The following is an 11763-nucleotide window of genomic DNA, read 5'->3' as shown; positions in this document are numbered from 1 at the left end:
CTATTTCACTCCAAAAAAAAACCGAGAAAACAGGGGTAACTGCTTTCTCGGTGTTTATGGTTTAGAGTTTATTAATGTAACTACTGTATAAATCCTTAAACTGATACCCTACTGCTACTCTATCTTTACTAAGTTTGTCGTATTCCACCAATCCCCAAAGCAAGAACTCTTTTAAGAAATACTGATCTTCTTGAGGTGTATCAGGTTGGTATTTTTGGATGAGATCGCTAAGTGGTTGGATGGCGTCTAGTTGCTTTCTGTAGGCGTCATCGGTAGCGTCGTCAAGCAATTCGAAACCCGTTTCGGCAAAGAACCATTCCAATAATTTGGCATACGGACTCGCACTGGCATCACGCTCTAGCTTTTCTATTTTAGGGAAAAAGGCTGGAAAAAACGTATGAATGGCGTCACCAATTAAATGTTGGGCAACCACGGCAGCGCCTTCTTGTTCGCCTTCGTACACCAATTCTACTTTGCCCGTAATAGCCGGAATAATACCCATAAAATCAGACAAACGTACGGTAGTGGTATCGGCACCCATAAGTAAGGCACGGCGTTCGGCAGTGCTGACTAAGTTTTCAAAAGCGGTGATGCTCATGCGCGCACTCACGCCACTCTTGGCATCGATGTATTCGCTCTCGCGGGCTTCAAAACCAATTTGTTCCAACAAGTCTTTGGCCAACGACGGCACATAAACGGTTTCCGATTGTTGTTGGTCAAACTTGGCTTCTTGGTGGGTTATGGTTCGGGCAATGGCTACCGTTTCGGGATAATGAGTCAAAATTTGAGAACCAATACGGTCTTTTAATGGCGTAACAATACTACCACGGTTGGTGTAATCTTCGGGATTGGCGGTAAACACAAATTGCATGTCTAGTGGCATGCGCAGTTTGAAGCCACGTATTTGTATATCGCCTTCTTGCAAAATATTGAACAAAGCCACTTGAATGCGCGCTTGCAAATCGGGCAATTCGTTGATGACAAAAATGCAACGGTTGGCTCTTGGAATCATTCCAAAGTGAATCACCCTATCGTCGGCATATGACAATTTAAGGTTGGCCGCTTTAATCGGATCGACGTCACCAATTAGGTCGGCTACCGTTACATCGGGTGTGGCTAATTTTTCAGAAAAACGATCGCTGCGGTGCAACCATTTGATGGGTGTTGCATCGCCTTTTTCGGTGATAAGATCTTTGGCAAAGCGCGATATCGGTTGTAGTGGATCATCATTAATTTCGGAACCGTCTACTACCGGAATGTACTCGTCTAACAATTCGGTCATTTTGCGGGCTAATCGTGTTTTGGCTTGCCCACGAAGTCCTAGTAAGTTGATGTTGTGACGCGATAAAATGGCACGTTCTAGTTCGGGTATCACGGTGTTTTCAAATCCGTGCACGCCTTCAAAAACAGGTTTCCCTGATTTGATTTTGGTACGCAGGTTGTCTCGTAGCTCATCTTTGATACTTTTCGAAATATAACCTGCTATTTTTAATTCGCCTAGGGTGTGTATGTTTTCTATTTTCATTTGTTTTTATTTAACCGCAAAGAGCGCTAAGTTTAACGCTAAGTTCGCAAGTGTTTTTTTATTGTTATTTACTAATGACTAATCACTATTGACTACTTACTAATCACTTTATCTTCTTCTTCCTATTCGTTTCATAATCCTCAAAGATCATTTCGCCCAGGCCTTTCAATCCGGTGTAGAACGCTTTGCCTTGGTTGGCTTCGGTGAATCGATTGACGAATTTTTGCAAGTACGGGTCGTTGGCAATCATAAAAGTAGTTATGGGTATGTGTAATTTTCGGGCTTGAGCCGCTTGATTGTAGCACTGTTCTACAATGTACTCGTCTAAGCCGTTGGAATTCATGTAATAACTGCCGTCTTTTTCGCGAACACAACTCGGCTTGCCATCGGTAATCATAAAGATTTGCTTGTTGGTATTGCGTTTTCGGCGCAGCATGTCCATTGCCAATTGCAAGCCAGCCACCGTATTGGTGTGGTACGGCCCTACTTTTAGATAAGGCAAATCTTTGATCGCAATAGGCCAAGCATCGTTTCCAAATACTAAAATATCAATGGTGTCTTTAGGATAGCGTGTGGTGATGAGTTCGGCCAAGGCCATAGCTACTTTTTTAGCTGGGGTAATGCGGTCTTCGCCATATAAAATCATGCTGTGGCTGATGTCGATCATCAACACGGTACTCATTTGGGCTTTGAATTGAGCGTCTTCTACCACCAAATCGTTTTCGGTCAAGTGAAACTCGTCTACACCATTGTTGATTTGGGCATTGCGCAGGCTTTCGGTGAGTGAAACACGGTCTAATCCATCGCCAAAATGATAGGCTCTGAATTCGCCTGTTTGTTCGTCGCCAGTGCCCGAATATTTTGTTTTGTGGTTGCCACTACCCGATTTGTTGAGGTTACCAAAAATTTGATCTAAGGCTTGTTGTCGGATGGCACGTTCGGTTTTGGCAGTTATGCCCGTACCAGAAGTACCGTCGTCTTTCAATTCTTCGCGGATGTAGCCTTTTCTCTTTAAATCTTCAATAAAATCGTCGATGGTGTAGTTTTCGTCTGTAAGTTTATACTCTACATCCAACTGCCGCAACCAGTCGATGGCTTCGTCAAAATCGCCTGAAGTATGCGTGATTAACTCTTTGAAAATTTCAAACAGTTTGTCAAATGGCGATTGAAAAGGCGCTTCGTAGGTTTTGAAGAAAAATCCTTTTTTTGTATTCTTTTCCATAGTAGCTAAAATTACTATTTCTACTGAAAGTACCCAACAAAACGAATACTAATATTTAGTTAAAAGAACCGTCGCAATCAAAAAAGCTTAGTCTTTTTTATCTTCAAAAGAAAAATTGCGCAGTTTGGGCACTTTGGCATAAGTAAAAGCAATCACCCCAAGGGTTAAAACGCCACCGGTTACCACAGCTCTAACGGTTCCAAGCCAGTTGGCCATAACACCGCTTTCAAAGTCGCCAAACTCGTTAGAAGAACTCACAAAAATAGTATTCACTGCCGATACCCTACCACGCATATCGTCTGGGGTAACCAATTGTAGTATGGTACTTCGAATCACTACACTCACGGCATCAAACATGCCTGAAAATAAGAGCATGGCGAACGACAGGTAAAAGTTGGTTGAGATTCCGAATACAATAATCGATAAGGCAAAACCAGTAACACAAAGAAACAGTTTTTTACCCGGTTGGGTTTTGAGTGGTAAAAAAGCTAGTAAGCCCAAGGTAACTAAGGCTCCAATTCCAGGTGCTGCACGCAAAATACCAAAACCCATTTCGTTGACGTGCAAAATCTCTTTTTGATAGACAGGCAATAAAGCCACGGCACCACCAAACAATACCGAAAACATATCTAATAATTGAGCGCCTAATAAGGTTGGAGTACGTACTACAAATTTCAAGCCTTCGCGAATACTTTGCAAAATAGGCTCTTTTTCTTTTTTAAGTATGGGTTTGACTTGAATCGACAACAACGGAAAAAAGAGGATTAAGAAAACACAAATCACAGCAAAAAGCCCAGAGGTGATTCCCAATAACGCAATAAATCCACCAGCCACTAAAGGTCCGATTACGGCTCCCATTTGCCACGACATACTGCTCCAACTAGTGGCATTGGGGTAATGCTCTCGCGGCACTATGAGTCCGAATAACGAAAACATCGAAGGTGCAAAAAACGAACGCAGGATACCACCTAGAAACACTAAGGCATAAATGAGTCCGACTACTACCGTTACCGACAGTTTTTTTTCTATGTAGGGTAAAGCCAACACAAACAAGCAAATGGCGGTAATGAGATACCCTGATAGACACTTAAGCACCATTTTACGCTTTTCATTTTGATCCACATAATGCCCAGCTATCAAGGAACATCCGATGGCAGGAATTACTTCGGCCAAACCCACAAAACCTAAAGAGAGCTTGTTGTTGGTGATTTGGTACACCCAAAAATACAAGATGGTCGATTGCATATTGAGGGCAAATATGATTCCCAATCGTGTAGCTAGAAATGCTCGAAACTCTTTAATCTTTAGAGAGGGATTTTTATAAAAAAAACCAGAAGTAGCTACTGATGACGAATTTTCAGACTCCATATTTGATTGAAACTAATAAATTAGTAGTGGTGCAAAATTACAGCTTTGTTTTACAACACTATTTCCAAAAAGATAGTTTGTGTTAAAATTAACATCCGATTACTGAAAAAATACCACTAAAAAACGAGCTTTTTATTTGGTAAAAATACGGTTCTCTTGTTCCAATACCCGAATGAAAGTGGTGCGTTTAGTAAGTTCTTTGAGTTTGGAAGCACCCACATACGTACAAGTACTTCTAATGCCGCCCAAGATGTCGTGTAGCGTTTCAATTACGGCACCTTTGTAGGGTACTTGCACCGTTTTGCCTTCGCTGGCACGGTATTCAGCTACACCACCTACATGTTTTTTCATGGCAGTTTCCGAACTCATGCCGTAAAACAATTTGTATTTTTCTCCCTTTAATTCAATGAGTTCACCACCGCTTTCGTCGTGACCAGCAAGCATTCCGCCCAACATTACAAAATCGGCACCAGCTCCAAAAGCTTTAGCTACATCACCTGGTGTGGCACAACCACCATCGCTAATGATGTGACCTCCTAATCCGTGTGCGGCATCGGCACATTCAATAATAGCCGACAATTGCGGATAGCCTACTCCGGTTTTCACACGTGTAGTACATACCGAACCTGGTCCGATTCCGACTTTCACAATATCAGCGCCTTCTAAAAGTAGTTCTTCTACCATTTCACCGGTTACCACATTGCCGGCAATGATGACCTTATCTGGGAAAAGTTTGCGCATTTGACGCAAGAAATTCACAAAATGTTCCGAATACCCATTGGCCACATCAATGCATAAAAACTGGAGTTGCGGATTATTCTCAAAAATTTCGGCTACTTTCTTGGAATCGGCTTTGCCCGTACCCGTACTCACGGCTATGTAATGGTAAATATCACTCGGAGCATTTTGTATGAATTCATTCCATTGGGCTACAGAGTAATGTTTGTGAATACACGAAAACAATTTTTCTTTAGCTAGAGCCAAAGCCATTTCAAAAGTACCCACCGTATCCATATTGGCCGCCATAATGGGTACACCTGTCCAAGTTGCCGTACTGTGTTTGAACTTAAAATCACGTTCTAACGACACTTGCGCCCTGCTGTTGAGAGTAGAACGTTTGGGTCTGATCATTACATCTTTAAATCCTAATTTTAGTTCGGTTTCAATTCTCATGGTGGTCTATTTTCGTAGGTATCAAATGTAGTATTTTTAGAAAAAAACAGTTAGGATTAGTAGCCTTAAATTCGGTAGAATTTATTAACAATTGTTAAGAATTGGAGTTATCAATTATGAATTAGGAATTAAGAATTAGGGGGTTAACCGTTAAGGACACTAAGTTTGTCGCAACGGACGCTAGGTTGATTCGATATATACCTTGCGAACTTTGATTTTTCTTTGCGAACTTTGCGGTTAAGTTAAAGTATACGTGACATAGCACCTATGCACGTGATTCAAATCCACCTAAAATTCACTAGCTTTACAGCTTCAAAACAACATCATGCACGCAGATTACATTTTAGATCAAGAATTTCACGACCAAATATTTGACGATTCCAATACCAAATTCAAAGATTTTGAGAATTGTACCTTCCACAATTGCGATTTCAGAAACTGTACCTTTCAAACGGTGACTTTTATTGATTGCAATTTCTTGGAGTGTAATTTTAAAGAAACCAAAATCAACTATGTGTCGTTGCGCGGTGTGTTTTTTACCAAATGTGATTTTACCAACGTCAATTTTGCCATGACCGACCAAGTCATTTATGAGTTTCATTTTAAAGATTGTTTGTTGGATTATGCCAAATTTTATGCCTTGAAACTCCGAAAAATGCAATTCATCAATTGCAGCATGATAGCCATTGACTTTATGGGAAGCGATTTAACCGAAGTCTTGTTTGACAATTGCAATTTGCGTCACGCTGTTTTTATCGACACCGTGGCCAATAAAGCTGATTTTTCTACCAGCTATGATTATGTGCTCGACCCAGAGAAAAACAAAATAAAAAAAGCCATCTTCTCGACAGAAGGATTGAAGGGATTGTTGATGAAATATGATATTGTAGTTAAGTAAAGTACAAAGTTTGAAGTACGAGGTACGAAGTTTAAAATCATAGGTTTTATACAATTCTGCCGTCTTCCATGGTGATGATGCGGTTGGTTCGGGAAGCAAAATCGTTATCATGGGTCACAATTAGTAGCGTTTGTTGGTGCTCTACCGTTAGTTTATTAAAAATATCAAACACCATATCGCTGTTTTTATGGTCTAAATTCCCAGTGGGTTCATCGCCCATAATGATGAGCGGATTATTGATTAAGGCTCTTGCAATGGCTACACGTTGCTTTTGACCGCCACTCAACTGATTGGGCATTTTGAGTGCTTGCTCGTGCATGTCTAGCGTGCGCAAATGTTCCATGGCGTTGTGTTCGATTTCTTTTTCGGTTAGTTTGCCAAGTTTCATTCCGGGTAGCATCACGTTTTTCAACACATTGTATTCAGAAAGCAAATAGTGAAACTGGAATACAAAACCAATATTTTCATTTCTAATTTTAGCAAAATCTTTGTCGGTTTTGCCAGTAATGAGTTCGTCGTGAATGTACAATTCGCCTTCATAATCGGTGTCCATCGTAGAGAGCAAGTACAACAACGTAGATTTCCCACAACCCGATTTCCCAACAATAGAAACGAATTCGCCATGATTGATGCTCATGTTGATTTCTTTCAACACCTGAAACTTCACAGGGTCGTAAAAATATTTGGACAGGTTTTTGGTTTCTAAAACTGTATTGCTCATTTATTTTCCTCTAATAATTTCAACTGGATCGACCTTACCTGCTTTTAATGCTGGAAATAATCCTGCAATGAATGTTGTACAAAGGGCAAAAGTGATTCCTATTAAATAATAAATAATATTGTAATCAATTGGATAAGTTTTAATGGTAGGCAAAGCCGCCGTACTAAAAGGAATGACGTCAATAATTGAAGTGAAAATAAATCCGAATAGCAATCCAAATAATCCACCTGTAATTCCGATCACCATCGATAGCACGATGAAAATCCATTTCACATCATTACCCGAAAATCCAGTAGCTTTCAATATGGCAATGCTGTCCATTTTCTCAAAAATCATCATGTTGAGGATGTTATAGATTCCAAATCCTGCTACAATCAACAATACAATTCCCACGGCATAGGAAATGATACTTCTCACAGTACTACCGGTTTCAAACTGCGAATTGGAGGTTTGATAATCAATAGCATCGACATCAAATTGGGTTCGGAATTCATTAGCTAAAGCCGGAGCCGAATTGATATCGTGCAACTTAATTTGAATATCGGTAATGTAATTGGTAGGTTCGCCCAACAGTTTTTGTGCGGTATCTAACGACGTATAACTCATCGTATTGTCTAAATCGGCAATGCCTATTTGTGTAATTCCTACTACCTTCATCGACGCTAAATTGCCTTTGGCGGTCGTAATTTTGATGACATCGCCTTTTTTCAAAAGCATTTTATCGGCCAAGCCTTTTCCAATGATGATGCTGTTGTTTTGGGTCAAATCGGATACCTTGCCTTCAATGATGTATTCACTCAGTTGGAACAGCTTTTCTTCAGCAGCTACCTCTACTCCATATACCACGCCCGAAATCTCTATGGTTCCTGAATTGAAAAAAACAGGTGTCGTAATTTTGGGTGCCACATCAATAATACGTGGGTCTTGTTTTAAATAATAAATGATGGCCTTGCTGTTGTAAATGGCCTTGCCTCTGTCTTTTGGTTTGACCGAACTCACAAAATTGACATCGTTTTTATAGTTTTCCGAAACCGAAATGGGTTGCTTGTCGGACGGTTTGATTTCGTTGTACAAACGTACGTGCGGAGTTCTGTTCAACATCAAATTATCAAGCATGTTGTTTAAACCATGCATAAAACTGACCAATGTAATGAACATTGCGATACCAAATGTAACGCCCACAGCCGCCACAATACTTTGTTTGAGTCGCGCCCGAAGCAAATGCACAGCAATATTTAAAATGAGTTTGAAGTTCATTATTTCGGTTTGTATATGGTTTCACCAGCTTTCAAACCATCCAGAATTTCGGCATTTTGATAATCGTTCAAACCGATGGTAACCTTACGCTTTTCGTCGGAATTGACCAACACATAAGTATTATCTACCAAATAGCTTTTCGGAATGGTCAACACGTTTTTCTTGGTTTGGATTACGATATTGGCTTCTGCAGTAAGATTGGGGTATAACTTAGCTGGTGTTTGAAGGAAATGCGCTTCTATCTTAAAAGTTCGAGAGCGTTCGTCCATGATGGGATAAATCTTGTCTACTACCGCATCAAATGTTCTTCCTTTGTAACTATCGAGGGTCACTACTATTTTTTGTCCAAGTCCTACACGAACCATATCGTTTTCATCCACATCCAATTCTAATAAATACGCATTCTTTTTACCTATTATGGCCAAAGGCGTTTGTGGTGTAACCAACGTACCGTCTTTTACCAAAACATCAAACAATTCGCCAGCAAAGGCACTTTTTACAGTAAAATCACCTTGCGCTTTTTCATTAATTTTCAGATTGATGTTGTTGCGGTTTTGATCGTTTTTCAATTGGGCTTTCAATTGAGAGAGTTGTTTTAGCGCCGATTCGTAGTTGGATTTGGAATTTTTATAGGCCAATTCCACTTTCTCATAATCGACTTCAGAAATGACATTGTATTGCTTAATATTTTTGTTTCGGTTGTAAACGGATAGATCTAAAGCCAACTTATCTTTAGCCACTTGGACTTTGGTTTCCATATCGGCAATTTTATCTTGAATGTAGCGATTGCTTTCTTGACTGAGTTGGTAAGCCAATCGTGCGTTTTCGGTATTTAATGCGGCTTTATCGCTTTCAATTTGAAACAAGGCCTGCCCTTGATTGATAGGTTGCCCCACAAGCACGAGGCTTTTTTGCAAAACTCCACTTACGGTAGCATAAACCGTGTATTGATTTTCGGCTTTAATAACGCCCGAAGCATAGACACTTTCGGTGATGGAACTTGGTTTGAGTTGGAATTCGTCGGTTGCTTTTTTAGAACACGAAGAAAATAGTAGCAACAAAGAAGTCAATAGAATTAATGAAGAATAGCGCATTAGGTGTGTATTATAATTCACACTCAAATTTACGAAAAATTTAATGGAAAGTAGAGCAATTCTCAGAGAATTTCAACGCTCCATTGAAGATTGTTATTGTAACACAATTCGCCTTTTACAACTTCCAATGGACAGTCAAAATTGTTGGTATACAAACCTCCGGTTCCAAGTCCTTGAGGCATCCAATTTTGCTGTAAAAAAGTCCATTGCGCAATCGCATTTAACCCAACATTACTTTCTAAAGCAGAAGTAATCCACCAGCCAATTTGATATTTATTAGCTAAATCAATCCACTCTTTTGTACCGCGAAAACCACCTACAAAACTAGGTTTTAAAATAATGTATTGCGGCTTAATTTTTTGCAAAAGCGCTTCTTTTTCTTCTACTGAAAAGATACCTATCAACTCTTCGTCTAAGGCAATAGGAAAAGGCGTGTTTTTACACAGTTCTGCCATAGTGTCAGTATTGTTTTTAGCAATAGGTTGTTCAATACTATGTAATTTATAACCAGCCAATTGATGCAATTTATCTAAAGCTTCATTTGTAGTAAAAGCGCCGTTTGCATCTACCCTAATTTCGATAGTATTTTCATCAAAATTTTGACGAATAAAGTGCACTAATTCGAGTTCTTTTTGGAAATCAATCGCTCCAATTTTGAGTTTGATGCACTTGAAGCCTTGAGCCAATTTTTCTTCTATTTGTTGCTTCATAAACGATGCTTCACCCATCCACACCAAACCATTGATGTTGATGTTTTGAGTGCCTTGTGTAAAAGCGGAAGGAAACAATACAAATGGGTTTTCTGAAGCCAAAGATTGGAATGCCATTTCTACCCCAAACTGTATCGATGGAAACGCTATAAGTGCTTCCCAAAGTTGGTCTTTTCCCAGGTGAATGTTAGCACACGTCCATTGCAATTTTTCCTCATAATCGGGTCGGTCGTCTGCACTGAGTCCGCGAAGAATACCACACTCACCTATTCCCTTTTTTCCGTTGTCTTCAAGAACAATGAACCACGTTTCTTTTTCATTCATAACACCTCTAGAAGTTCCTGAAGGGCGTTTGAAGTGTAAGAGGTATTTTTGGTAGGTGGCTTTCATGATTGAATTGTTAGTTACTGAGGTGCTGAGGGACTAAGATAGCCAAGACACATAGAACCTTAGATTCTCAGTACCTATTCCATAAAAAACAAAGGCTACTCTAAAATGCGCATGATTTTTTTTAAATTATCTTCTGGTAAACGGCATTTTTTGAACAGTTCAAAATCTTTTTTGGTTTGTTGTATCCAAGTGGTTTTGGCATTGACGTTTTGATTTTTATACTTTTTATGAATGTCTTTAGCCTCCGAAATGCGGTCTGTAAACAAGTACAAATGTGCTAATTGCAATTGCAAGTTGATGTCGGTAGGGTCTTTGACAATAGCCTCATTGAGTGTTTTTTCCGATTTGTCGTATTGTTTGGATAAAATGTAATAGTTTCCCAAAGTGGCATAATCAATAGATTGTGCTCTGTTTTTAGCAATTAATTCCGATTGTATGATGGTTATGGCGTCGTCAAAATTACCTTTATTGATGGCCGCGTAAGCACGATCTCTAAATAGACTGTAGTATTTTTGGGTTTCTCCTGTTTTCTTCAAAGCGTCATCGGTAGCTTGTTCTATGGCTGCAGTTCTCTCGATAGGCAATAAGTTAGAAAACTCTTTAAAAGTATATTTTTGAGATAGTTTTTCTAAAAAAGCCGCAGAAAAGGTGTCTTTTCCAGTTAAGGATTTATACACTTTGAGGGTTTTGCTCAAGGCTAAGATTTCGTTTTTAGCGTCAACATCCCAACCACGACTGGCTTTAGTATCCACCCAAGGCACGACTTCAAGAATGACTTTCTCATTCATCACCCAATTATTGCTTTGAAACGCAAAATATAGATTTTGTGTTTTGGAATTGAAACAGTCCGACCCTTTCGATTTTAGAATACGTGCTTCTTTATTGATGGGTGTATCTTGAACCAAGCAGGCTTTGTCATTTTTGGCGGTAGTTAAAAACAAATCAGCTTCCTTGTCATCTGCAAAAATAGCATACTTGCATTTGTCATCGCCTGATATGGTTGACAGCAAAAAAACCGCACCAGCTGTTCCTTGGCTGATTCCGGTTGGATCTGGAATGGCTTTGAGCACCGAAACTAAACTCGATGACAACTTTTGATTGTCGTCTAAAAGTGTAATTCTATAGACGATTTCGGTCGTTCCTTCAGGAAAATCGGCAGTCTTCACGACTTTCTTTTCACCTGCACGTAACGTGACGGTTTCGTTGGTCGTTCTGATGTTGTCCCAATACCCATCTTTGTATTGTGCTGTAATAACACCAAAAGTCAATACCGATAGTAGGAGATAAAATTTCTTATACATTGTAATTTGATTCAATACGATTACTAATTAGCCCTGATGGAAGCGAGCTACCGTGTAGCGCGGACAGCAGGAATAGGGTTTACAACAATTTGCATACCATTCGC

The 11763-nt window shown here is 39.7% G+C and carries 10 protein-coding genes; 1 reads left to right on the top strand and 9 read right to left on the bottom strand.

Annotated features, from left to right (window positions below):
• Positions 1 to 61: 61 nt before the first annotated feature.
• From ACODSI_RS09980 to ACODSI_RS09965, 4 genes are all read right to left on the bottom strand, one after another.
• Complete coding sequence (locus tag ACODSI_RS09980; RefSeq protein WP_488916704.1) at positions 62 to 1525, bottom strand: MoxR family ATPase; 1464 nt, start codon at positions 1523 to 1525, stop codon at positions 62 to 64.
• 103 nt (positions 1526 to 1628) lie between these two features.
• Positions 1629 to 2747, bottom strand: a complete 1119-nt coding sequence (locus ACODSI_RS09975) for a vWA domain-containing protein (RefSeq protein ID WP_488916703.1) — start codon at positions 2745 to 2747, stop codon at positions 1629 to 1631.
• An 87-nt stretch (positions 2748 to 2834) separates the two neighbouring features.
• Positions 2835 to 4115 carry an MFS transporter gene (locus ACODSI_RS09970; RefSeq protein ID WP_488916702.1) on the bottom strand — a complete coding sequence of 427 codons (1281 nt, stop codon included), beginning with the start codon at positions 4113 to 4115 and terminating at the stop codon, positions 2835 to 2837.
• Between the two features lie 132 nt (positions 4116 to 4247).
• The gene (locus ACODSI_RS09965) at positions 4248 to 5288 is read right to left on the bottom strand and encodes a GMP reductase (RefSeq protein ID WP_488916701.1); all 1041 of its coding nucleotides are present in this window, start codon (positions 5286 to 5288) and stop codon (positions 4248 to 4250) included.
• Between the two features lie 325 nt (positions 5289 to 5613).
• Between ACODSI_RS09965 and ACODSI_RS09960 the strand changes: the two genes are divergently transcribed.
• Positions 5614 to 6186, top strand: coding sequence for a pentapeptide repeat-containing protein (locus ACODSI_RS09960; RefSeq protein WP_488916700.1), 573 nt, complete (start codon positions 5614 to 5616; stop codon positions 6184 to 6186).
• A 46-nt stretch (positions 6187 to 6232) separates the two neighbouring features.
• Here ACODSI_RS09960 and ACODSI_RS09955 read toward each other — a convergent pair whose 3' ends face one another.
• From ACODSI_RS09955 to ACODSI_RS09935, 5 genes are all read right to left on the bottom strand, one after another.
• Positions 6233 to 6907, bottom strand: a complete 675-nt coding sequence (locus ACODSI_RS09955) for an ABC transporter ATP-binding protein (RefSeq protein ID WP_488916699.1) — start codon at positions 6905 to 6907, stop codon at positions 6233 to 6235.
• Positions 6908 to 8164 (bottom strand): ABC transporter permease, encoded by a 1257-nt coding sequence (locus tag ACODSI_RS09950; protein WP_488916698.1) that lies wholly within the window; start codon positions 8162 to 8164, stop codon positions 6908 to 6910.
• Positions 8164 to 9258 (bottom strand): efflux RND transporter periplasmic adaptor subunit, encoded by a 1095-nt coding sequence (locus ACODSI_RS09945; RefSeq protein WP_488916697.1) that lies wholly within the window; start codon positions 9256 to 9258, stop codon positions 8164 to 8166. The genes ACODSI_RS09950 and ACODSI_RS09945 overlap by 1 nt, the downstream gene beginning before the upstream one ends.
• A gap of 62 nt (positions 9259 to 9320) precedes the next feature.
• Complete coding sequence (locus ACODSI_RS09940; RefSeq protein WP_488916696.1) at positions 9321 to 10358, bottom strand: o-succinylbenzoate synthase; 1038 nt, start codon at positions 10356 to 10358, stop codon at positions 9321 to 9323.
• A gap of 95 nt (positions 10359 to 10453) precedes the next feature.
• Positions 10454 to 11659 (bottom strand): tetratricopeptide repeat protein, encoded by a 1206-nt coding sequence (locus tag ACODSI_RS09935; RefSeq protein ID WP_488916695.1) that lies wholly within the window; start codon positions 11657 to 11659, stop codon positions 10454 to 10456.
• Positions 11660 to 11763: the final 104 nt, after the last annotated feature.

This window comes from Flavobacterium sp. FG139, assembly GCF_057809695.1.
This window is presented reverse-complemented; position numbering and strand designations above follow the sequence as displayed.